This window comes from Paenibacillus sp. J22P165, from assembly GCF_059692015.1.
Map to the genome: position 1 here is coordinate 433,864 of NZ_JCAUAP010000008.1, position 24,604 is coordinate 458,467.

Annotated in this window: 21 protein-coding genes and 1 other annotated feature; of the genes, 4 read left to right on the forward strand and 17 right to left on the reverse strand. The window is 44.1% G+C overall.

The window, feature by feature from the left end; genetic code table 11:
• Positions 1-14: 14 nt before the first annotated feature.
• The 3 genes from AC58QM_RS22055 to AC58QM_RS22065 all read right to left on the reverse strand — a co-directional run bounded on the left by AC58QM_RS22055 (position 15) and on the right by AC58QM_RS22065 (position 2,423).
• Positions 15-674, reverse strand: a complete 660-nt coding sequence (locus tag AC58QM_RS22055; RefSeq protein WP_497287005.1) for a hypothetical protein — start codon at positions 672-674, stop codon at positions 15-17.
• A gap of 109 nt (positions 675-783) precedes the next feature.
• A complete protein-coding gene (locus tag AC58QM_RS22060; RefSeq protein ID WP_497287006.1) occupies positions 784-1,392 on the reverse strand; it encodes a LysE/ArgO family amino acid transporter in 609 nt (202 codons plus the stop codon).
• Between the two features lie 152 nt (positions 1,393-1,544).
• Positions 1,545-2,423: a DUF3221 domain-containing protein gene (locus AC58QM_RS22065; RefSeq protein ID WP_497287007.1), complete on the reverse strand. Its 879-nt coding sequence runs from the start codon at positions 2,421-2,423 to the stop codon at positions 1,545-1,547.
• A 155-nt stretch (positions 2,424-2,578) separates the two neighbouring features.
• On the opposite strand from AC58QM_RS22065, the gene AC58QM_RS22070 reads away from it, so the two are divergent.
• Positions 2,579-3,001 (forward strand): DUF1801 domain-containing protein, encoded by a 423-nt coding sequence (locus tag AC58QM_RS22070; RefSeq protein WP_497287008.1) that lies wholly within the window; start codon positions 2,579-2,581, stop codon positions 2,999-3,001.
• Positions 3,002-3,047: 46 nt separating this feature from the next.
• Here the strand turns inward: AC58QM_RS22070 and asd are convergent, their stop codons facing one another.
• Positions 3,048-4,133 carry an aspartate-semialdehyde dehydrogenase gene (asd, locus tag AC58QM_RS22075; RefSeq protein ID WP_497287009.1) on the reverse strand — a complete coding sequence of 362 codons (1,086 nt, stop codon included), beginning with the start codon at positions 4,131-4,133 and terminating at the stop codon, positions 3,048-3,050.
• A 154-nt stretch (positions 4,134-4,287) separates the two neighbouring features.
• Positions 4,288-4,550, reverse strand: a binding site (T-box leader).
• 122 nt (positions 4,551-4,672) lie between these two features.
• On the reverse strand, positions 4,673-5,092 hold the full coding sequence (locus AC58QM_RS22080; RefSeq protein ID WP_497287010.1) for a GNAT family N-acetyltransferase: 420 nt from the start codon (positions 5,090-5,092) through the stop codon (positions 4,673-4,675).
• Positions 5,093-5,219: 127 nt separating this feature from the next.
• Here AC58QM_RS22080 and AC58QM_RS22085 point away from each other — a divergent pair, with 127 nt between their 5' ends.
• Complete coding sequence (locus tag AC58QM_RS22085; protein ID WP_497287011.1) at positions 5,220-6,077, forward strand: LysR family transcriptional regulator; 858 nt, start codon at positions 5,220-5,222, stop codon at positions 6,075-6,077.
• A gap of 37 nt (positions 6,078-6,114) precedes the next feature.
• On the opposite strand, the gene AC58QM_RS22090 is transcribed toward AC58QM_RS22085, so the two are convergent.
• Positions 6,115-7,395 carry an L-cysteine desulfidase family protein gene (locus AC58QM_RS22090; RefSeq protein WP_497287012.1) on the reverse strand — a complete coding sequence of 427 codons (1,281 nt, stop codon included), beginning with the start codon at positions 7,393-7,395 and terminating at the stop codon, positions 6,115-6,117.
• A 146-nt stretch (positions 7,396-7,541) separates the two neighbouring features.
• A complete protein-coding gene (locus AC58QM_RS22095) occupies positions 7,542-7,850 on the reverse strand; it encodes a hypothetical protein (RefSeq protein WP_497287013.1) in 309 nt (102 codons plus the stop codon).
• Between the two features lie 157 nt (positions 7,851-8,007).
• Between AC58QM_RS22095 and AC58QM_RS22100 the strand changes: the two genes are divergently transcribed.
• Entirely contained in the window at positions 8,008-9,171 is a 1,164-nt protein-coding gene (locus tag AC58QM_RS22100) for a stalk domain-containing protein (RefSeq protein WP_497287014.1), read from the forward strand.
• A gap of 92 nt (positions 9,172-9,263) precedes the next feature.
• Here the strand turns inward: AC58QM_RS22100 and AC58QM_RS22105 are convergent, their stop codons facing one another.
• The 9 genes from AC58QM_RS22105 to nirB (AC58QM_RS22145) form a co-directional block, all read right to left on the reverse strand.
• Entirely contained in the window at positions 9,264-9,815 is a 552-nt protein-coding gene (locus AC58QM_RS22105; RefSeq protein WP_497287015.1) for a VanZ family protein, read from the reverse strand.
• Between the two features lie 37 nt (positions 9,816-9,852).
• Positions 9,853-10,716 (reverse strand): M15 family metallopeptidase, encoded by an 864-nt coding sequence (locus tag AC58QM_RS22110; RefSeq protein ID WP_497287016.1) that lies wholly within the window; start codon positions 10,714-10,716, stop codon positions 9,853-9,855.
• 94 nt (positions 10,717-10,810) lie between these two features.
• Positions 10,811-11,899: a sensor histidine kinase gene (locus tag AC58QM_RS22115; protein WP_497287017.1), complete on the reverse strand. Its 1,089-nt coding sequence runs from the start codon at positions 11,897-11,899 to the stop codon at positions 10,811-10,813.
• Positions 11,892-12,587, reverse strand: coding sequence for a response regulator transcription factor (locus tag AC58QM_RS22120; protein ID WP_497287018.1), 696 nt, complete (start codon positions 12,585-12,587; stop codon positions 11,892-11,894). Before AC58QM_RS22120 ends, AC58QM_RS22115 begins: the two co-directional genes overlap by 8 nt.
• Before the next feature lie 134 nt (positions 12,588-12,721).
• Positions 12,722-14,857 carry an assimilatory nitrate reductase catalytic subunit NasC gene (nasC, locus tag AC58QM_RS22125; protein WP_497287019.1) on the reverse strand — a complete coding sequence of 712 codons (2,136 nt, stop codon included), beginning with the start codon at positions 14,855-14,857 and terminating at the stop codon, positions 12,722-12,724.
• A gap of 4 nt (positions 14,858-14,861) precedes the next feature.
• Complete coding sequence (gene nirB / locus AC58QM_RS22130; protein WP_497287020.1) at positions 14,862-17,243, reverse strand: nitrite reductase large subunit NirB; 2,382 nt, start codon at positions 17,241-17,243, stop codon at positions 14,862-14,864.
• A gap of 30 nt (positions 17,244-17,273) precedes the next feature.
• Entirely contained in the window at positions 17,274-18,449 is a 1,176-nt protein-coding gene (locus AC58QM_RS22135) for an MFS transporter (protein ID WP_497287021.1), read from the reverse strand.
• A gap of 18 nt (positions 18,450-18,467) precedes the next feature.
• On the reverse strand, positions 18,468-18,803 hold the full coding sequence (gene nirD, locus AC58QM_RS22140; protein ID WP_497287022.1) for a nitrite reductase small subunit NirD: 336 nt from the start codon (positions 18,801-18,803) through the stop codon (positions 18,468-18,470).
• A gap of 14 nt (positions 18,804-18,817) precedes the next feature.
• Entirely contained in the window at positions 18,818-21,250 is a 2,433-nt protein-coding gene (gene nirB, locus AC58QM_RS22145; protein ID WP_497287023.1) for a nitrite reductase large subunit NirB, read from the reverse strand.
• A 611-nt stretch (positions 21,251-21,861) separates the two neighbouring features.
• Between nirB (AC58QM_RS22145) and AC58QM_RS22150 the strand changes: the two genes are divergently transcribed.
• Complete coding sequence (locus AC58QM_RS22150; protein ID WP_497287024.1) at positions 21,862-22,395, forward strand: GNAT family N-acetyltransferase; 534 nt, start codon at positions 21,862-21,864, stop codon at positions 22,393-22,395.
• Here AC58QM_RS22150 and AC58QM_RS22155 read toward each other — a convergent pair.
• Positions 22,388-24,541, reverse strand: a complete 2,154-nt coding sequence (locus AC58QM_RS22155; protein WP_497287025.1) for an alpha-galactosidase — start codon at positions 24,539-24,541, stop codon at positions 22,388-22,390. The two genes, AC58QM_RS22150 and AC58QM_RS22155, sit on opposite strands and share 8 nt — an antisense overlap.
• Positions 24,542-24,604: the final 63 nt, after the last annotated feature.

Genomic DNA, 24,604 nt, shown 5'->3' on the forward strand with positions numbered 1-24,604 from the left:
GTCCCATGCCTCCTTTAATCTGTCGAACGATATCGCTGTTGAATTAATTCCATCCGTGTTTGCAATTCAATTAAGTCTTTTTGTTCGATCGTTTCTACATAATCCGTGAGCTTGGAGTTAATATCCTTGATCCCCGTAAGAAGAAGCCGACGATTTAAGCGTTTCGCTTCCCCTCCCAGCTTCAGAAAAGGATTAATTGCACCGTTTAAATCCTTAAAAATCAATCTTTGTATGTTATGATTCATATTTGCATCGTTTAGTTCTTTCAATTGTGGAATTAATCGTCCTACCCTGGAGAGTAAGCTAAGCGTCTTTTCAACGATTTCATCGTCAAGTGTGTTCTTCTGCCCTTCAGAAATCATCGTCTCTTCAATGACATGAATGTATTCCGAAATAGGTCCCCAGAAAGGGTCTTGTTCCGTGATACGCTCATCTTCGTTTGAAGATACGACACTCGGTTCAGGAGTGCTACTAGGAGCTGTTTCACTTATACTTACGGGAGGCGTTGTTCCCTTTAAGGCTTTGGAAGGACGTTGAAGTACGAGGATTGTTCCAAGTATCAGCGTAGCAGGCACTAATAAATTAACGGCTTCCGGTAAGAAACTAGCTGTAATGAGACTGACGACATATCCTGCAAGTGAGATGCCTGCTGCGACTTTAAATTGCTTTTGCATGATTCCTTCACACCCCTGTTCGATCGTGTTACCCACTAAAATCATATCTCCCCTAGCAGTTGATGTCAATTTATAGCAGAGTAAAAATTCATTACTCACGCTCATAGGTTTAGATTAGCTGTGTTATTAAATAAATGGCGGTTCCCCACATGATGAGCGCAGAGGCTTTATTCAGATACGTGATAAAGGTGCGAGATTTGTCTAATCTTCCAACTTGTCTCCCCATAAGCGCAAGCGCAACAAACCAAATCCATGACACTCCGATACACGCTACCGCAAAAACTAGTTTTTCCGTCCCCGAATAGTGGATAGAGCTAGTTCCAATGACACCAATGGTATCCAAGATCGCATGAGGATTCAATAACGAAACGGATGCCGCAAAAGCAATTTGCCTCTTCGGGGACAGTGCCGTTTCCTCCGATGTACTGGATGCCGGTTTGCTTTTCCAAGTAAGAATCCCCATATAAATAAGAAACAAGATACCTAGTGCGAACAGAATGATCTTAATAGCGGGAATCGTAACGATAATAACGGATACACCTAGAATGGCTAATGATATGAGCACTGTATCACAAAGAGCAGCAGTAAGGACGACGGGTAGTGCTCGAATAAAATTCGGCTGTGTTACACCTTGGTTAAATACGAAAACATTTTGAACACCTAATGGCAGAATCAGACCTGCGGATAAAAGAATTCCTTGGACTATCGCTGTAAGCATGATGTTGTTCTCCTAACTACAGATCGTAAACGATTTATATATAAACCTTATATGTTCTACATCCTAACCATTTCACTGGCTAGCAATAAAAGCGGAAACGAATAACTGGAAAATATACAGCTAATACGGCAACTTTATCCCTGAAATACGATTTAACTGCCCGAAATAACGACCTTCGTCACCATTTTCTCCGGGCCGATCTCATAGCCTGCAAACCAAAGCTTAACATGATCGCCGTCTTTCATTTTCGCAGCCTCAACCAATACACCGTCTTTCCACACTTGTGTAATCGGCAGCATGCGATATTTCACCCCATCGACTTCTAGGATTCTCTCAAGATTCACACCTTCGCCTGAAGTGGTTACTTGCGTAACCTTGCCACTTAGATCGCCGGCGCCATTGTCCAGTGAGTTAATCTGGAGCCGTAAACCTGTTGTTTGACCAGGATAGCTCGTCAGCATCATCCCCTCACTCCACACTGTGACGGATGATCCGATTTGCACGTCAGTTGCGTTAAACTTTTTACCTTCATACGTAATAAGGGCATCATCTGCCATGGTATACCAAGTTGCATTCGGCATTTTCTGCTCTTGATTTAGGGTTTTATCTGTCGAGACAACCAGAAACTTTCCCTTTCCATCAATTGCGGTGATTTTGCCTTTTGTTCCAGATTGTTCATCAATCGCGTAGACCGTTATGTTCAGTGGAAACTCAGCGCCGATCGCTGTGAAAATCGCTTGTTTGAATTTCGACTTCTCTGCGTCCGACAATGTCTTCGCATGTTCGCCTACGCGGCGCACCTCTAGAAACACTTCCTTGTCTGTGCTATAAGTCGACTGAGGTTTGACTTGATGTTTCTCAAAGACTGCTTCTAACGCGATCAGCTGATTCGCATATTTTTGTAAATCTTCTATTGAAACTGATTTCATCTTTTTAGGTGACGCCTGCTGAAAACCGCAACCCGCAATTAGGACAGTAACTAGTATCGTACAACAAAACAGAGGAAACCAATATTTTCTTTTATTCTGCATGATAGACCTCCTCTTTGCTTCCACCTAACTGCACGCAATTCGTGTGGTATGTATTAGACGAGTAATCGTTTCGTAAGGTTTCTATTTCCATCCCATTTTTGGTAAAATAAACATAGCTTGTCAACATTGGTGGAAATCGATAAGGAGTGTTTTCTATGGCCTATGAAGCAAAAATGAAAGAAACAGATAACAGTGTCATCGAGTTTATTGAAAATGTGGAAAGCCCAAAGAAACGTGAAGATGCTTATCGCTTATTGGATATTTTTGCAGAAGCAACAGGCTTTGAAGCTAAAATGTGGGGACCCAGCATTATTGGTTTTGGCAGTTACCATTACAAATATGCGTCCGGTCATGAGGGCGATGCGCCTCTAGCTGGTTTTTCGCCACGAAAAGCCAAGATCAGCTTGTATTTTGCAACAGGAGATACAGAACGAGAGGAATTATTAAAGGACTTCGGCAAACATGAGGCTGCAAAAGCCTGTGTGTACATCAATAAAGTCGCAGATATCAATACCGATATATTAAAAGATTTAATAAGCCAATCGGTCTCATTTCTCCAGGAACGTTACCCGAGCTAGGAATAAATATAAACAGCAAGCATACAAGATGCTTGCTGTTTGGATGTTATTTCGGTTGAATGTAACCTTCCGCTTTAAGCAATTCAGCGATAAGAACCGCACCACCTGCTGCTCCGCGCAATGTGTTATGGGACAATCCAACAAATTTATAGTCAAACAAGGAATCCTCACGTAAACGCCCTGCGGAAACGCCCATACCGCGCTCAATTTCACGATCAAGCTTCGTTTGAGGTCTATTTTCTTCTTCAAAGTAAGTGATGAACTGTTTCGGCGCGCTTGGCAAGTTCAGCTCTTGCGGACGACCTTTGTAGTTCTGCCAGCGAGATAGGATTTCTTCTCTCGTAGGTTTTTTCTCGAAAGAAGCGAATACTGTAGCAAGATGTCCGTCGGTTACAGGAACGCGGATACATTGCGTAGTAATCAGCGGTGAGCTCGCTTTAATGATTTCATTATTTGCGATGCTTCCCCAGATACGTAGTGGCTCCTGCTCACTTTTCTCTTCTTCCCCGCCAATATACGGGATCACGTTATCCAACATTTCCGGCCAATCTGTGAAGTTTTTACCTGCTCCAGAGATCGCTTGATACGTTGAAGCAACAACATTGGTCGGTTTAAAGTCTAACAGTGCATGAAGGGCTGGCACATAGCTTTGAATGGAACAGTTGGGTTTAACTGCGATAAAACCAGTCGACGTACCCAAACGTTTTCTTTGTGCTGCAATGATCTCAATGTGACCTGGATTCACCTCTGGGATGACCATCGGAATGTCCGGCGTCCAGCGGTGAGCTGAGTTATTAGAAATAACAGGCGTACCCGTTTTGGCGTAAGCTTCCTCGAGCGCTTTGATTTCATCCTTTTTCATATCTACCGCACAAAAAATAAAGTCAACTCCAGTGGCAACTTCCTCCACTTTTGAAGCATCTTGAACGATGATCTGTTTCACGTTTTCCGGAATCGGCGTGGACAATTTCCATCTGCTCTTCACTGATTCTTCATACGTTTTACCTGCTGAGCTGCTGCTTGCTGCAATCGCAGTTACTTCAAACCATGGGTGCTGATCCAACAATTCAACGAATCTCTGGCCAACCATGCCAGTTCCTCCGACAATACCTACTTTTAATTTTCTCGACATTGGGATTCACAAATCCTTTCACATTCGTATAAGGTAGTAAAGCATCTTAATAGTAAATTCAAAGCATCTGATATTGTGTGCCAAATGTTACAGCACCTGCGTAAAGTTTCTTACGCTATAACAAAAAAATCCCACCCCCAAGACTATTGCCAGTCTTAGGGACGAGATTAATATCCTCGTGGTACCACCCAGTTTCACCAATATGTCGCCATACCAGCCTCTTCAAGTACGACATGCCAATTGCATGCGTATACTTTAGCTCTATAACAGGAGCTCCTGTCACACCATCCCCGAGAAATTCAGTTCCGATGTGCTGCTCTGAGGCTTTGTTCAATAAAGTTCTCTTTACTCCTTTTCAGCTAACGGAGCTCTCTGTGAAAGATTTCATTTATTTACTCATCTCTTCAACGCATTTGTTATTGCGATTATATTATCAAATAACTAGAGGTACGTAAACAATAATTTTTGAAAATGTAATTTTTTTTGAATATTGCCCCCTATAGGGTTCAAGAAGACGCCCGCTAATAGAGTTAATTTAGTTATTTGGTATTCCTTGAATATACATAAAAACCACTTCTCTTTTCCCATCCCACTGTTGTCCAGAAACGGTTCCCAACCTCATTATCTTCGATAACAAAAATATGACATTTATCAATACCTTCCTGGCTCAATTTATTTAAACTCGTTTGAACCAATTGGTTACCAATTTGCTGTTTACGGAAAGCGGGGCTCACAGCAAGATGATAAATAAAACCCCTTCTACCATCATGACCACACAGAATAGTCCCAACAATCTCATTATCTTGCTCGAATACAAAACTCAACCCATTATTTCTGACTAGATACCTCTTGATGTTTTCTTTAGAATCCGCGTCACTTAAAGCTAATCCCTCAATACTGTTCCACAATTCAATCATCTTTTCGTAATCTTTAATTGTCATTTCTCTGATATTTTGCATAATTAATCTCCTTGTAAGTAGGTGTAATAAAGGCTATTGCCCTATATTAATGGACATTCTATGGTTTGTATAACTCATAATTTATTTTGTGATAATTAATAATTCAAATGATGGCGGGGCGCGAAGCATGGATTCATCTCAGTTAGAAGCATTTTTAGCCGTTTGTAAAATACGAAATTTCACTAAAGCATCAGAGCATTTACATATTTCGCAATCTGCTGTAACTGCAAGAATAAAAGCTCTGGAGGGCTCTATAGGCAAAATATTGTTCCAACGTGACAATCGTCATGTAACCCTAACGCAAGCAGGTATCGCCTTTCTTCCTTACGCAGAGCGAATGCTGCTATTATTTGAAGAAAGCAAAGTACAACTTTCGCAAGAATTTGAACATTACCTAGTTCTAAGTGGACCAGGATCCGTATGGCATTATCGATACTTACAAGACATTCTAGCTTTTAGAAGAAAACATCCTAACGTGGCTATTAGATTCCTAAGCAATATTGATCCAAGCTATATGGTACGTGATCTGGTGTTGGATGGGGTTGTACATGTTGCCGTTCGTTTTGATCCACCTGATCATCCTAAAGTATCAAAAGAATTACTATTTGAGGATGAAATTATTCTCGTATCCGCGCATAAAAAAGACTCCATTATTCGTAAAACGGATTTTATTTCTCATGAATATTGCCATATTGAATGGGGAGATCCCTTCCCTGAATGGTTTATAAGTATCGTTGGAGCTGGTTTTGTCCCATCTTTACAAACCGACCATTCCTTTATTATGGTTGCTATGCTTTTACAAGGAGCCGGATTTGGCTTTCTACCGAAGTCAATTGCACAACCATTTCTAGATGCTCGACAATTAATTCAACTTGAATGTGATTTCCATACGCCAAAAATTCGTGCAAATGCCGTCTACCTCCTCGAAAATCGTGAACACGCCAGCGTGAAATTAGGCTTAGAATTGCTAGGAGCCTCCATGTAAAAATGAAAAATCCGCCTCTCGGCGGATCATCATTCAACTATATGTCTTTATTTAACATCATTTCAAGAACGAGTTTATCCATCTCGGAAGTCGCTTCATTACCGATCCGGCAGAAGTTGTCGATCGTTTTCTCGGCATCATTTTCGATAAATCCATTCGTGGAAGAAATGGTCATCCCTTTGGAAGCAAGCAACGCAGATTGCACCGCAGCACTCGTACAAGTTGCAACTTTCATTGCGCAGCCACCTTTAGCGCCATCACACATCATCCCTGTTACATTCCCGAGCATGTTTTGGATTGCGGCTTTAATTTCGTTCTTTCCACCGCCGAGTAAATACGTAATTCCGCAGCTTGCACCTGTACCTGAGACAGTAACGCCGCATAAAGCGGACAACCGACCAAATTTGGATTTGATGTGAATAGTGACCAAATGACTCAAAGCAACCGCACGGATGAGCTTATCTTCCGCAACACCGAGTTTCTCAGCCGCCGCGATAACGGGATTCGTCGCTGCGATACCTTGGTTGCCGCTTCCCGAATTCGCCATAACAGGCATGCTAGAACCAGCCATACGAGCATCTGATCCAGCAGCTGCAAGCGCCATCGCATGAGAGATTAAATCATCTGACAGAATACCCTTCTGCACATTCTCTTTAATCGTTCTGCCAACCTCAAGACCATAGGCATGCGTCAATCCGTCTATTCCGGCCTTACGGTTCAATTCAATGCTCTGTTTAACCAATTGCAGCTCGGTAAGGTCAACTGTATTGACGAAATCGACAATACCATCGATCGTAAGCTCACCTCGTTCCTCTTTGGAACTCTTGAAAGTCGCATTGGCACAGCCTCCCGATTCAACGACCTTACCATCTACCTCAATCAGGGTAATATTCGTGTGATTATCCGTGATAACGACCTTTGCGTAACTGTCCTGCGTGTTAACGACGACCTCAATATATAGCTTTCTGGAGGTATCAGCTAAGTGAACGACCGAAGCTCCGCGTTCAACCATATCCTGCGCTGCTGTAACATTTTCTGGTTGTATATCAGCAAGCACTTCTAATTGCTTCTCCGCATTACCTCCAATCGCACCAAGCGCAGCTACAAAATCAATCCCCGTCAGATTCGTACCAGGAATCCCAACTGCCAGAGCATTCTTGATGATCCCTGCACTAGCATGCACGGTGACCTTCTCGATAGGACCTTTCACATAGCTTCGAGCTTTCGCGGCAGCCAAAGCGATCGCTACCGGCTCTGTGCAGCCAAGCGCGACGACGAGTTCCGTTCTCAATATGTTAATGAATGTATGCATATGCATGTAACGACCCCCTACACTCCCAAGTAATCTATCTCTCTCAAATGATCATCTAAAGTAACCTGTAGCTTATCAGCTACGTCCAATTACTACTACTATAACGTAAATGTATGAGGAGAGTATGTTGAAAATATTAGAACTTTACGAAACTAACCTTCTGCAACGTCGGCTCCCAGTTCACTTGCAACCTCCAGCATCTTAGGAATCACAGCTTCATTCGTGCCCGAAACATACAGATCTCCTTGATAATGACGGAATGGAATCTTTATTTCCCCATAGCTCCACATGAAAAAATCCCCTTCAATCGACATGCTGGTGGCACCAGTCACGGTATAAACCGATGAATAGGTGAAATCTGGTTGTGTAGCAAAGAACTGTTTACATTCTTCTAATGAAATAGATGTTACGGCTTGTTCATTTTGTTGAAAAGCTCTTGTAATACGATAGCGTTGACTCATAGGAAGACCTCCGTGATTATATAAATTCATCCTTACTTAATTATCTCCAAGATCCCTTATGTCTTCTGGACACAAAGCGTTGGACAACTTACGAATAGTCTTATGATAGGACAAAATGAGAAGAAAGCCAACTAGAGACAATGGAGTGTGCTAACAAATGGGTAAATGGAAATCAGGAACCGTTGGGTTCCTATGTGGAGCTTTATTTTTTTCAGGGCTCTCTTATGCGGCGAACGATCCAACCGGTATCGAGGTTTATTTTCGAAAGCTGCAGTATTATTTCGATGGAGAGATCAAGCAACCTCCGCAAGATCTTCAAGGCTTCATTTACAAAAATACGACTTATGTACCTCTTCGTTTTCTAACCGAATCATTGGGGAAACCCGTGGGTTGGGATGATGCGACAAGCTCCATTTATGTAGGGGACAAGCCTCAGCATCTCCCTGCACCTTCTGATGGGGATGAGAACTCATCAGGCCATACAGCCTTGCAAGTATTCCCGAAGAATAATCCTTGGAATACAGACATCTCCGCCTTTCCTGTTCACCAGAAATCAAAGCAGTATCTCGAAGCGATTGGCTTGAATACGAGTGTACATGCGGATTTCGGCACGGAATGGGAAGGGGCACCGATTGGGATTCCCTACACGATCGTAAGCGGCGATCAACCGAAAGTAAACGTAACGTTTACGGATTATGGCGATGAAAGTGACGCTGGCCCTTACCCAATTCCAGCCAACGCGCCAATCGAAGGCGGACCGAACGGCGATGGCGACCGTCATGTCATCGTTGTCGATAAAGACAATGATATGCTTTACGAATTGTTCAATGCACGACCCACGTCATCTGGATGGCAAGCTTCGAACGGTGCGAAGTGGGATTTGAACTCCAACGCGCTTCGTCCTAAATATTGGACATCCGCTGACGCGGCAGGCTTGCCGATCTTCCCAGGGCTTGTCCGCTATGACGAAGCAAGCTCAGGAGAAATCAACCACGCACTGCGTTTCACAGTAAGGAAGACGCAACGAGGATTCATTGCTCCAGCTACACATTTTGCTTCAAACAGCACTGATTCGAATCTTCCGCCTATGGGCCTTCGACTGAGACTTCGCGATGATTTCGATATATCAAGCTACTCGGCAACGAATCAAGCGATCTTACGAGCCATGAAGAAATACGGCATGATTGTCGCTGATAACGGCAGTGATCTCTATGTGAGCGGCGCGCCCGATCCGAAGTGGGACGATGATGATCTTCATAAACTCGGAAAGATCAAAGGCAGCGATTTCGAGGTTGTAGATACAGGTCCAATAGAAAAATAATAGAGCTAGGCGCACACTAATAGGCTGATATCAAGTATCACTCTCCACTTGAACATCAGCCTATTATTATCACATTCTCGCATCTCACCATCTTACGTTATGTTGCTTTCTTTGGTCAGCATCACGCTCATGCTCTGAACATCGATCATACGTAACAAATGATTTTTTAATGTTAGGCATACTTTTAAACCACAATACCCCATTAAGCCACCAAATACATTTAGAATAAGATCATCCACATCAAAGCTCCCCATGGAAAGAACAACCTGCAGACTCTCCAAACTCAGACTTACCCCCAATGAGCGAATGAACACACCGGAGAATGAAATTTTCTTGGAACCTGACGTGAGCAACAGAAACATGCCATAGGGCATAAATACCGCGATATTCCCAAACAAATTGATAAGATCATGCTGGGATAAGCTTTGTAGATTAGCCGTTATTGAAACGAATGGCTGAAAGTTCGCAAACGCCAGACGATTTTGGATATATATAGGATTCTCTAGATTCCGCTGCAGCTGTTGCCACAGAAACGGGAGATCAATCGAACTAAATTTAAACAAGATGATTTTGAACAGGACATACATATACAAAGCGAATAAAGCCGGCAGCAGCATCTCGTGCCATACCTTCCAATTTTTCATATCGTAAACTCACACTCCTAAAATTTAAAATGTAACCTCAAGGAAGCACCGTGACGATGATGCCATCCATGTTGTTGCCAGACAAGGTATAAGAACGATTGTTAGGCACTTGAATGGTACTATTCTGAGTGATCGGATGATACGAAATCTCGTAGATCTTCCCTTTCACCTTCGTTGTGATGTTCTTTTGTTGTTTCAAATACGCCAAATATTCTTCCAACGATAAATTCATTTGCTGCATAATCGCACTGTGAGGTAGCCCCACATAACGAAAATGCCAAGGTTCAAATTGGATGCCCGTAATTGCCGTTTTGTCCTTGGGATAGCGCAAAATAAACCCATAATCCGCCGCATTTCGAATCAACCATTCCCCTTCATCTGCTTGACTCATTTCACCTTGTGTAGAACCAATATCAAGTCCCAAGCCTAAGTTATGTTCACTATGTCCCGCGGGCAACGCGTAATTAGCTCCCATATCTTTGTATAACTGACTCTGTTCTTTATTGTCCCGGTAGCCACTGTTAATCATGAAATGACGAACTCCGTCTTTGGCAGCTGCCTGGATCATCGTCGTAAAAGAGTCAACAACCGTTCGCGACAATCGCACCGTATTATCTAAGATCCCATATCCTTTAACGAGCTCTTTATTTTCAAAAAGGTTAAGAATATCCGGCTGCATGCCCCCTGAGTGAATCGGATAATCGTTGTTAATCAGAACCAGATTTCCTTGATATATCTGATCTTTCGTCACTTTTATTGTAAGATCTTTCCCAGGGGAAGTCGCCGCGTAGGCGCTATTCACGACTTGCGAATGCTCAACTTTTTCTCGAGGAGCTTTGTGCTGCTGGTAGGCTTCATAACCTAGTACGACAATAACAAACCAAAAAACCCACTTCTTCATAACTCGTTTCCCTCCTAAACCTTGCTTGCATTTAGAATAAAGAAAACAGTTTAAATTGAAAGTGGGACAAACATAAAATTTTTCTTAAATTCAATTAGTAAAGTGGCAATCTCACTTCAAAAAGTGTCCGAATCACATCGCTTTGAACCGTAATTGTTCCGTGATGCTGTTCAACAATGTTCTTCGCAATAAACAAGCCGAGTCCCGTACTGCCCCCCTGATGGGTGCGAGCTTGGTCCCCTGTATAAAACATCTCAAAGAGATGAGGAAGTTCATCTGCTGGGATGCAATTGCCATAGTTGATCACTTGAACCACCGCTTCTTCCCCTTCTTGAAGACCATTGATATCCACATATTTGCCATCTTTCCCATATCGATTGGCATTCGTCAATAGATTTTCAAATACACGAGCTAGCAGCTCCCCGTCTGCCGCTATTTCCAGATGCGGAGTAACATTGACTCTGCTGATCAAATTGCTCTTTTCAAAAACGGGGTACAATTCCTCATTGAGTTGAATGAGCAGCTCGCTTAAATCAATAGGCTTCTTCTCGACACTTAACATGCCATATTTCATCCGTGTAATTTCAAATAGTTCATCAATCAGCTTCTCTAATCGTTGTGATTTATTAAAAGCAATGGTCGTATAATGGATCATTTGTTCCCTCGATAACTGCTCGTCCTGAAGAATAAAATCCAAATAACCAATGACAGAAGTAAGCGGCGTACGTAGATCATGCGCTAAGTTCAAAACGAGCTGATCCTTACTACTTTCGGCAAAATCCCCACGTGCGACAGCTTGCTGTAATTTCTCACTCGCCATATTAATATCATCCGCGATATCCTTGAATTCGTCATTGGAATCAATATGAATGCGATTATGAAAGTCTCCGCCAGCAAGTCGATGAATTCCCGTCGAAATCACGTTAAAATAGGTGGCATAGCGCTTCGTTAGGAAGAAGAAACATAGAATAGAAAGCGGTACAAACACCATCAAGAAAAAGTTTAAATCGCCAATCGTATTCACAAAATGACGCAATTTAGCTACAGGATCTTCCCTGCGAACGCCTGAGTAATATAGCTTCAATACGCGATAAAGAATAAAAGTAAAAGTGCCGGACATCAGCAAGCTGAGCCCCAACAAACCGATCATCTTAGATCGAAAGCTGCGCAATAGATTAGCCATTGAATGTATATCCCACACCCCATACGGTTTTAATTAACTTATTTTTGTTAATATCTTCGCCAAGTTTTTTGCGCAGCGTACGGATATGAACCATGACGGTGTTACCACTTTCATAGTAGGCTTCCCCCCATACATGTCCAAAAATATGTTCCGCGCTAAACACCTTCTTCGGGTGACTTGCTAAAAGGTACAGAATATCAAATTCTTTTGGTGTAAGCTCAATCTTCTCGCCATAAAGGAGGACAGACCTTTGATCCGCATCAATAGTCACCCCTCCCGTTTCCAAGACAGGACTACTAACTGCAGCAGGTTGTTTCAATTGTATGGACCGCCGGAGCTGTGCATTCACGCGAGCAACTAATTCCATCGGATTAAAAGGTTTCGTCATATAATCAACAGCACCCATGACCAAACCTGTTATCTTATCCAAGTCAGAAGATTTGGCACTCAAAAAAATAATCGGTAACGAATACCTTTCACGAATTTGCCGCGTCACTTCATAGCCATCCATCTTCGGCATCATAATATCTAGAATCGCCAGATCAATAGCATGAGACTCAATCGCTTGAATGGCCTCTTTCCCGTCGGATACTTTGATGAGATGGTAACCCTCTTTTTCTAAATGTAACGCAATCAAATCGGCGATTTCCGCCTCATCATCAGCGATTAATATTGTCGTTCGTTTCATCCTTATCCCGCTCCTAAAATGTAAGATCATCCCTATTATACCCGATTCAGAAAAAGGGTTCATAGCTGAACGTTACACATATGCAAAAAAACCGAGCTCATCGCAGTAAAATCGATGAGTTCGGCTTGTTCTTTTTACGCATACTCCGTTACTAAAGGACTTATTTGTACAGCGCAAACCTTGAAACCAGGCATTTTGCAAGTTGGATCCAGAGCGTCATTCGTTAATTTGTTGACGTTTTGCGTATCTCCCCAATGCATAGGCACGAAGACTGTATCTTCGCGGATGGCATCGCTGAAACGGCTTCGCACATAAATTTCGCCGCGCTTGGACATCATCTTTACAAGTGTGGCATCCTCAATGCGGTACTTTTTCGCGGTTTTGGGATGGATCTCCATGAACGACTCCACTTCACGCGCGGCCAAAGACGGACTTTTGCGTGTCTGCACGCCTGTCAGATAATGCGTAAGCACGCGCCCCGTGGTTAGATACAACGGAAACTCTCCACTGACCTGCTCCTTCGGCAGATGATTCTCCACCGTCGTCAATAACGCTTTTCCAGCTGGCAGCGGAAACGAGACATCAAATAACCGCTTAACACCTGGATGCACCACTTCTGGACAAGGCCAGTAGACGCCTTCTTCATTCCGTAAGCGGTCGTAGGTAATGCCGTAGTAATCAGCCGTCCCTCCCCGACTTGCAAGGCGGAGCTCGTTAAAGACGGCTTCGACATCCTCAAATGGGAAGAATTGACCTTTCCCCAGCTTCTCAGCTAGTTCACAGAGGACTTGCCAATCATGCTTCGTTTCGCCAGGCGCAGGACGACCCGCTTCTCGCAATAATACGCGTCCTTCGAGATTCGTTAACGTCCCTGCATTCTCTAGATAGGCTGTTACTGGCAAAAGCAGATCAGCTAGCTGTGCCGTTTCAGAGATGAGGAAGTCAGCAACGACGAGAAAATCGAGCTTTTTCAGGCCTTCTTCAACGAAGTTCGCATTCGGATTCGAAACGAGTGGATTCGATCCCATGACGAATAAAGCTCGAATCTCCTGCTCATGGACCTTCTCCATCATTTCGTAAGCAGATACTCCCTTGCCTGGCAGCTCGTTTGGATCGATCCCCCACACATTCGCGATATAAGAACGATCTTCTGGATTCTCAATCAGTCGATAGCCAGGGAGTTGATCGGCTTTTTGACCATGTTCCCTACCACCTTGCCCGTTGCCTTGGCCAGTGACGGCGCCATAACCGCAGCCAGGCTTGCCTATTTTACCTGTAAGCAGAACGAGATTCAGGAAGTTCCGAACGGCCATATGGCCATCCGTTTGTTGCTCCACGCCTCTTGCTGTAAAAACCATTCCCGTATTCGCTTTCCCATAACTCAGCGCCGCTTTACGAATGAGTTCAGCGGAAACACCTGATAATTGGGCAATTTCAGCCATATCAAGCCCATCTAGATGAGCTTTCAATTCGGCGAATCCCGTTGTCCTTTGTTCGACGAATTGTTCATCAATGAGGCCTTCCTCAAGCAGAACCTTGAGCATACCATTGGCTAGCGTCGCATCCATCCCAGGCCTCACACGCAAATGAATATCTGCAATACGTGTCGTACCCGTTTCTCGGGGATCAATGGCGATGATGAGAGCACCTTTCTCTTTCGCTCTTGTAAAATAGGGCATGAGCGTTGGTTGACACTCCGCAATATTCGTACCCGCAAGCAGGATGCAGTCGGCCAATTCAATATCGGACAATGGATTCGTTAACCCGCGGTCAATCCCAAATACTTTAACACCTGCTGACGCAGCCGCCGACATACAAAATCGGCCATTATAATCTATATACTTCGTTTGCAGTGCCACGCGAGCAAACTTACCTAGTAGATAGGCGGATTCATTCGTTAACGAACCACCGCCATACATGCCCACCGTGTGATTGCCATAGGTTTGTCGAAGTGCACCGAACTTATTTACAATAAGCTCGTAAGCTTCCTCCCATGAAATCCGTTCGAACTGACCATTTCGCTTCACCATGGGGTGAAGCAGCCGTTCGCCAGTAAGGACGTGTTGGTAGGCATTCATCCCTTTGATACACAACCGTCCTTCTGATGCCAGATTCGGTTTTGGAACTACTGAATAAACGGGGCGTCCGTTCGTTATATCCTTTTTTTCAATGATTTGCATTTTACACTGCACACTGCAAAAAGGGCATTGTGTATCTATCACATGTAAGGAATCCTGAACGACTTGCTCTTGCTCAATTTGTATATGCATAGGCTCACCTTGCCAAAGCAGCTGTGCGCTGCGGATTTACTTGCTGCTTTTCCGTACCTATCCTCGTTAGGTTCATTCTCGATATTAGCTCCGCGCGGAACACAAGATCGAAGAGTCCCTCTCGTAGGCGAGTCATTCCTATGCGCTCCACCCACTGTCCTGTCGGTTCACCGAAATTCGCTTCTTCACGGTACCACTGCAGGAACGCGGTTGATAACGCTAGTGCTCCATCCTCCGTTGGCACCATACAAAGAAGTTCCCCTTGTCGAAGCTTACTTCCTCCGCTGCCACCTACGTAGATTTCCCATCCACCAGGAACACCAACAAGACCTAAATCCTTAGTAAGCGTACCTGCTCGGTGCAACGGACTTGCCGAAACTCCGACATGTACTTGTGCTGGCATTTGTACATAAGCTAATCGACTTTCGAGATTAATTCCCAATCCGATCGAATCTTGAAGCGCACCACGGTCATAATGGATACCCGTACATGTTGCAACAGATGATATCATTCTACCATACTGAGCGCTTGTCGATGCCGATTGACCGATCTCAGCGCCAATAGAACTAACTTCCTCTTCAGGTATGCCAAGTAGATCCAGCTGCGCACCACCTGAAAGCTTCACTACCGGAATGTGATATTTATCGATCACATCGGCAAGAAGCCTTAACTGCTCGGCGCTCGTAACGCCGCCGTACATGCGTGGCGTGATGGCGAACGTGCCATCAGCGAGCAAACTCACTACTGAATCAATCGAAGCAGATTCAGCACTAGACTGGTCGGCAGCAGCGCCTCGCGCCTGGCCGACATAATAGTGCACCGCCGGCCGGCAGATCGCGCAGCCGGCCGGCTGGGTCCAACCCAGCGCATGCATCGCTTCTTGCGCGGTCTCAAAGCTAGCGCTGCGCACAGCGTCGCGCAGCTCGTCATGGCTGTGCGATGTGCAGCCGCACACCGTCTCTTTGGGCGCTGCCGGCGCGTCCTTGCTCTGCAGCGCCAACTGCAGCATCGCTGCGACGAGCGGCTTGCAGCCACCGCAAGTGCTGGATGCTCGCGTGCAGGCGCGAACATCTTCGACGGATTCACAACCGTGGTCCTTGACGGCTTCGAGAATACCGCCTTTGGTTACACCGTTGCAAGAACACACCGTCGCCGTCAGCGCAAGAGAAGCTGCGTACGTTTCATCAGCAGCGCCTCCTACGGCCGACGCTTCTTCTAATACGGACACATTCGCTTGTTGCTTGATATAGCCGAGCAGCTTATTCCCCTCACTGCTATCGCCATAAAGCACGGCTCCTACGATTTTGTTGTCTCTTATTGCGATCTTCTTATATGTTTTTTTGATGCCATCAATGACTTTCAGTGAGGTTGTTATTTCAGAATCGCGAATTTCACCAGCTGAGAATACTTCAACGCCTGAGACCTTTAATTGGGAATATAGAATTGAACCTTGGTAGCCTTCGACTTCCAGGCCGCATATCCGCTTAGCCAGTACTTTACCTTGTTCATACAGCGGGGCTACGAGACCATAAACCATATTCCGATGCTCCGCACATTCCCCAACTGCGTAGATGCCTGGCACGCTTGTTTCCATATAATCATTCACCATAATGGCACGATTGGTCTCAATACCACTATCCATTGCAAGCTTAATATTCGGGCGTACACCGACCGCAATAACGATCAGATCTGCCTCCACTTTACTCCCATCTTTAAAAAGAAGCCCTTCAACTCGTTTCTTTCCAAGAATTTTCTCAGTATGCTTCCCGAGCAGAAATTTCATCCCTTGCTTTTCCAGCTCTATGCGCATCATACCTGCAGACGTAGGGCTCAACTGACGTTCCATCAAATGGTGGTAAATATGAACGACATGGACATCCATCCCTAGATTAAGCAAGCCTCGTGCCGCTTCTAATCCAAGTAAACCGCCACCGATGACAACAGCTTTCTTATAGTTTTTGGACGTTTCTATGATTTTATTGCAATCTTTAATATCACGAAATGCTGTCACGCCAGGTTTATCTGCACCTGGTAAAGGAAGCATAAATGGCAGCGAACCCGTTGCTAGTATGAGTTGATCGTATTCTACGATACGTCCCTTCTCGCTCACTACTTTCCGTTGCGCTGTATCTATACGTATCACAGGATCTCCCGCATAAAGCGTAATCCCTTTATCCTGGTACCACTGCCAATCATTAATTGTAATGTCAGCAACCGTTGTACTACCCTGCAGCACCTTCGATAACATAATCCGATTATAGTTCGGATGCGGCTCACTGCCGAAAATAGTAATCTCGAAACGTTCAGGAGCAAGTGCTAGAATTTCTTCCACGCAGCGAACGCCAGCCATACCGTTACCGATTAAGACAAGTTTCTGTCTACCCATACTCATTCACCTCCACATTCCCCATAGGGCTTATGCCAATTTGCTTTGTTTGTTAATGACCATACGACCTGATGCTAGAATTAACAAAAGGCAAGCGCATGCGAATACCATAAGCAAAATGAAACCCAACGTATACGCACCTGAGAAATCTTTCACAATACCTAGTACAATAGGTGGGAAAAAGCCCCCTAGTCCACCTGCTGCACCAACGATTCCTGTAACTGCACCTGTATTTCCGGAAGATACTTCAGGCACCATTTTGAAGACAGCTCCGTTCCCTACGCCAAGTAGGACGGCAGCAGCTAGACAACACGCACTAAATGATACGAATTGATGCAATGACACGGATAATGCAATCGAAGTGATAATCATACCAGCAAAAACAACGACAAGTACACTTCGTGAACCTATGCGATCGGCCATATAGCCGCCTAACGGTCGAATGAGTGTCGCAATGATAACAAATCCTGCCGTTTTCAAGCCAGCATCTGTTGCGGATAGATCAAATAAATCCTTAAGAAATGTCGGTAAATAAGCGCCGAAGGCAACGAAACCACCAAAAGTTAGAAAGTAAAAAAATGATAAATACCAGGTTGATTGAGCTTTGAGCACGACCATGGATTGCTTAAAAGTCTTTTTGTGCACGGGCAAATGCAAATCCTTTGTCCCCATCCAAAAGATGGCCGTCACAACGACAATCATCATCGCCAAGCTCCAAAACACCCATTGAAAACCGTAATTATTAAACACGAAAGGCAAAGAAAAGCTAGCTGCCGCACCACCCAAATTGCCAAGTCCAGCTAAACCAAGCACAAGTCCCTGTCTCTCTGGCGGAAACCACCGCGATACATAAGTGAGGGAAATGGCAAAGGTCGTCCCCGCCATCCCAATAAATAGTGCACACAGCAGCAGCATCCAGTACGTATGCACGAACCCTGCGATAAGCAGAGGAATCGTTAGAAACAACATCGTTATTGCAAATACGCGCTTACCACCGAAACGATCTGTATATATCCCCATCGGAATTCGCAAGATCGAGCCCAGAAGTACGGGGGTTGCGATCAGCAGACTCTTCTGAATCGTGCTTAGCTGAAACAGCGCTTGTATTTGTCCAGCAATTGGAGAAAAAGCGCTCCAGATCACGAAGGATGCCATCATAGCTAACGTGGATAATCCCAGAGCAAGTAAAGATCCGTTATGTCGCATGATTGTTACTCCCCCTTGCTAGGATGCTAGGATACGCTCTTCTGAAATATGCAAATACATCTCTCCGGACGCGTCCTCAATCTCAACCTCGAATTTCGCTACACAACCATCATCTGGCGCTTGAACGAGGCCGTTGTGCAGGTCAATCTTCCAATCATGAAGCGGACAAAAGACGTGATGATCACAGACGATGCCTTCTGAGAGCTTACCCGCTTTATGCGGGCAACGATTCTCAATCGCTTTGATAACGCCATCTGAAAGCTTGAAAACGGCAATTTCTAAGTCGCCAATGCGTACAACTCGCGATCTTTTCAAAGCAATTTCTGAAATATGACCAATGTGTATCCGTTTCATATGCCTCATCCCTTCTATTTCAAAATCGAAGCTGCCGATTGTTCTTCCATAGGTATAAATGTTTGGCGTAGCGCCTTCTCTTCAATGATCTCTTTCCATGGATCTTTCAACAGAGATAATGCTTTATTGATGCGATCATTAAAGGCAGCACGATCTTCGCTTGACGCTAATGTCGATTTAATTGTCTCTAGCCCCACACGCTCCAACCATTCCGAAGTGCGTTCATTATACTTTCCAGTTTCTCGATAGTATTGTAGGTAAGCGCCTGACCATTCGAGCACTTCCTCTTCCGTCTTCACTTTGCATAAAAGATCCGTCCCACGCAGCTTCGTTCCTCCGTTACCACCCACATGGAGTTCCCAGCCGCCGTCAATAGCGACAACACCAAAATCCTTGATCGTCGCTTCCGCGCAGTTACGCGGGCACCCTGAGACGGCCATCTTCACTTTGGCTGGTGTGTACAGGCGCTCAAACTTCTTCTCAAGCTGAATGCCCATTCCAATGGCATCTTGGGTACCAAAGCGACAGAATGTGGAGCCCACGCATGTTTTCACTGTACGCAGTGACTTGCCGTACGCATACCCTGAAGGCATATCGAGATCAGCCCACATGCCAGGCAGGTCTTCTTTCTTCACGCCAAGCAAATCGATACGCTGTCCGCCAGTCACTTTCACAAGGGGGACTTCATATTTCTCAGCGATCTCAGCAATTTTCTTTAAATCCTTTGGTGTCGTAACGCCGCCGTACATACGCGGAACGACGGAGTACGTGCCATCCTTTTGGATGTTCGCATGATTACGCTCGTTAACGAAACGAGACTCTCTTTCGTCTTCATGCTCTTCCGGCCACACCATCCCCAGATAGTAATTCAAAGCTGGACGGCACTTGGAGCAACCTTCTGTATTGGTCCACTCGAGAACGTTCATTACTTCTTTGGTCGTCGTAAGTTGCATCGTGCGAATGGCTTCTACAACTTCATCTCTCCCTAGCGTTGTGCAACCGCAAATCCCTTCCTTCACGGTTTTTACACCATCAGCACCTAGGACATAAGTGAGCACATCGGCTACAAGCGGCTTGCACCCCCCGCAAGAAGCGGAAGCTTTGGTACATGCTTTGATATCATTCACGCTGGAGCAGCCTTTCTCTTGAATCGCTTGGACAATGGCTCCTTTGGAAACACCATTACAACCACATACGATTTCATCGGCGCTCATGTCAGCAACTAGATCAACACCTGACTTCGTCTTGCCGCCACCATCACCAAGGAGTACCGTTTTTTCTTTACCCGTTACATCCTCACCGTTACGAATCATGGCGAACAGTCTTGAGCCATCACTGATGTCCCCAAACAAGACAGCCCCGATCACTTTCCCTTCACGAATAACAACTTTCTTATAGATACCATCAAAATCATCTTGTACTCGAACAGCTCGCGTACCCGGTTTATCTGCATATTCGCCTGCGGAGAACACATCAACACCAGAAACTTTGAGCTTGGTAGAAACGACAGAACCTTGATAACCATCTGTACTCACACCAGCCAAACGCTTCGCCAATACTGCGCCTTGTTCATATAGTGGAGCTACCAACCCATAGGCGACACCACGATGTTCTGTACACTCGCCAATCGAGTAGATATGCGGGACACTCGTTTCTAGAAAATCATTCACCATGATGCCTCGATTGATGTCAATTCCGCTGTTTTTCGCCAGTGCAACATTGGGTCTTATCCCAACAGCCATCACAATAAGATCGGCTTCAACTTCCGAACCATCGGTAAACCGAAGTCCTGTTACACGTTTCTTACCTAAAATCGTCTCACTGTTTTTCTTGAGCAGGAATTTCATCCCTTGTTGTTCCAATTCTTGTTGCAGAAGCATGGATGCCGTTCGGTCAAGTTGGAGATTCATTAAATACTCGTTAATATGAACGACGGATACTTCCATATTCAGATTCAGTAATCCCCGCGCTGCTTCAAGCCCCAGTAGACCACCACCGATAACAACCGCTTTTTTGTAATTCTTAGCCGTTTCGATCATCGTCTCGCAATCTTGAATGTCACGAAAAGCGATAACGCCTTCCTTATCTCCTCCAGGTAAAGGAAGCATAAAAGGCATCGATCCTGTTGCCAGAATCAGTTCATCATAGGGCACCGTGATTCCACGATCTGTACTAACTAACTTGCGTTCTGTATCAATCTTGTTAACGGTATGACCTGTATGCAAAGTGATATTATTATCCGTGTACCAGGACCAATCATTAATGACAATATCCTTCATATCTGCATCTCCGGCCAGAACCGAAGAAAGTAAGATCCGATTATAGTTAGGGTGAGGTTCTTTACCAAAGATCGTGATTTCGTATGAATTCGGGGCAAGTTTTAGCAATTGTTCCATACAATTAACACCAGCCATACCATTTCCAACCAAAACTATCTTTTTCTTCATCCTCATTCACACTCCTATTTTAGTTTAAGTAACATTTAATGTTAACTTTACTGGTAATCAATAAAAATCACTAAAAATCAATTGTTTGTGTAAAATAACCTAACATTTATTCCTTTTTATAAATATACTCTGCATCTTCGTTAATTTCAACAAAAATTTACCAATAAGTTGTACTCATGAACATAAATCATTAAAAAGACGAACATTATATATAAATTTTTGGTGAAATATACGCTTTTAAACCATTGTTTTCGCTTTCATTTTCCCCTTCGCAATTTATATCCGCTTATTGATATCCACTAAATTACGTTATATATACTCACAAAAATTTTTATCTAGCAAACGATTTTGTGAAACTTCTCTAAATAGTTCACATCACTAGTCTTCCCTATTTACTTTCGCCAAGAAAACCATAGTGAAAATTCAACGTTTTTTACATGTATTAAAATATCCCCCTAGAAAACAATGTCAGGTTTATCGTAATAATGTGCGGAGTTATTTCATTATTCATGATAATTTATAAGAAAATGTTATTTGTCACCAAATTTATGTTAGTTTATATTACATTTAAAGATATTTTAAGAAATCTTCATAAAACGGAGGAGAAACCTATGATGAAAACACAACGTTACTCCACATTGGATACAGATGATTTGTGGCGAATCCATTTACTTGTCATTTCTGAAGCCAATGTCGAACCTACGCATCAGCATTATCATGATATTTTGCACATACCTGAACAGTATTTAAACGATGGCGGAGAGTTTCTAGTGGGGATAGGGCCTGAAGGGAATGTTGTGGCAATGGGCGGGTTAAAGCTTCTAAAAGAAGACAAAGCCGAAATTAAGCGCCTTCGCGTTCACCCTAGTCATCAAAAGAAGGGATATGGTCAACAAATCCTTTCTCATTTAGAACAAAAAGCGAGCGAACTAGGCATTAAACATCTAATCCTCGACACGCTTTCCAATCAATTAGGGGCACAGAAGCTTTTTGAAAAAACGGTTATCAGCCAAAAGGTTCATCTATCATTGACGGCTTCAACGTTCTTCTATATGAAAAGACACTTCCTTGAGTCAAAGAAATCAAAAAGAGGTCAGCCCTTGTTCGCAACGATCACGAACGGGCCAACCTCTTTTTTTACTTAGATACGATGTCGTATCGATATATGGCAAACGTGAATGGCGCTGGTCGGGTAACCACATAATCTCCTTGCGGGGTTGACTCCCATTCCTGAGGTTGATGTGTTGAATCGCTAATTACCTCATCCCTTACATCCATTCGAATCAATTCCGTTACTTGCAGAACACCCTGTACGTTCCATAGCTTAATGGCGGTCGAATCCGCTTCATGAAGCTCACGTATGATAAGCACATAACCATGAGTAGGTCCACACATACTCTGCAACCCCGTCCAACTCGCGCCATTTGGTTCATCCCCAATAGGCAACACATGTCCTGCTACAATGTCAGAATGATAAGGCTTTAATGCTTGAATGATGTTGGTTAAACTTGCCATTTGTTTATCCTCAAGGCTGTTTAGTTCCATCCATGCCAATGGATTTGCGAATGCGACTGCGGCGAAAGCATAGACTTGCCCACAAGCAGCAGGAGCTAATGGATCTTCCGCATACTTCTCCTTATTGCGATTGACGTTCAAAAACTCCATTTGCAATCTCGAAGTCGGCATGTAAGGAGCGAGCATCCATACATTACGAAGTGTCCAATGAGGGTAATAATTGCGCCAATCGGTGTAGCGATTCTCTAAGAATATGCTGCCGTATTGGGTTTGTCCAAAGTAACCTAAGCGCTTCTGAGCTGTTGTATCGATGTTGAAATCAACGTGTCCCTGCGTTGCAGCCAAAACATAACGCATCATCGTAAGTAGTCGCTTCTCACCGAGTTTGGAGCTTATCTCAATACCATCTAATTTAAAAGCACAAATGTGATAATCCTTATAGAGTCGCAATAGCGTAGCGACATCTTTTTCCCAATTCACATAGTCATTCTTTGCATCGGGTGAGAACCATAGACCTAAGCCAATCCCTAGTTCTTGCGCTAATACAACAATCGGTGTGAGTCCGTTTGGAAATCTGTCCGGATGCACCTCCCAGAAGTCCCCATCGCCGCTATAATAATCGCTCCAAAGCCCCCCATTCCCCTTCGTTGCGGCATTTACGGAATTGACCGTTACCCCCTTCTGCCATCCATCATCAATTTGCAAAATGCTTAAACCAAGCTCCGCAGCGGCATGCAGTTCACGAATCAGAAAGGTCTCATTAATCGCACCATCCTTCGATCGATCCCCCCACGTGTTGCTCATCATGAAGCTATCCCTAGCTGAATGATGCATACGAAGATTGCGATGATAGGTATGCAGCAAATCATATCCCCCAATGGTAGTCCCATCATAAACACCAACCGTAATTCCGTAGGTGGTGAGTTCCTCCTTTTGCGCAAGATCCTCTTGCCGAATTCCCGTCCCCGTCATGCTCAAGCTCTTTCCGCGGAAATGAAAATCCATACTGGTATTATGATAATTTCCCAACAATGTTGGTCCTTCTTTCATTACTAACAACCCACTCTGCTGAAGCGTCCGCTTCAAGAACAGCAGATTACCTGGTAAACGCCGTTTCTCATTCACATACAGCAAGCCTGTGTCACGACTTACTAAATTGTTGTTCGTATCGGTCTGATCCAGGAACTGCATAGTTTCCCATCGACAATGGAGATCCCGAAGTTCCAAATGATCGCAACTATCAGCTAACTCACCCATTTTTTGCTTATTATTTGTATCTAATCGAAGTAATGATGGTGTATCCATGCCATTATCAGTAAAATCCGCCTTCGTCCAGGCTAGGTATGGCTTAATTTGTCGCGTCAATTCGAGTTCATTAGCAATGACATCATGTTCAGGAATCACGGTGATTTCATGTCGAACAAATGCAGCATCTGGATAAAGTTTTATCGTCAAACGGTACAGCGTTTGTTGAGCCTGATTGTACATATCTACATTCGTTTGTAAGTAAGGTTGTGAAATGCCAAAGTCATTACTGACTAAAGTGGATAGATAAATGGTTTCTGGCAGGAGATCAACAGACCATCCAGGAAGTTGAAACATCGGCGTATTGGATTCGTTTGCGAGCCATTCCACGCCTTTGTTTTTATCCAAAATGGAGACACTGACTGGCCAACCATGGCTAAATGACCATTTCCTTTCAATCTTGGCATTGCCGACATACAAGCAAGTCCCTTCCAGATGAACATAACAATCCAACCAATCCTTCAATAACATAGTCTCAGCGACCTCCAATATGGTAATATATTATCTATTAAAGACATTATATATCCAATGAAT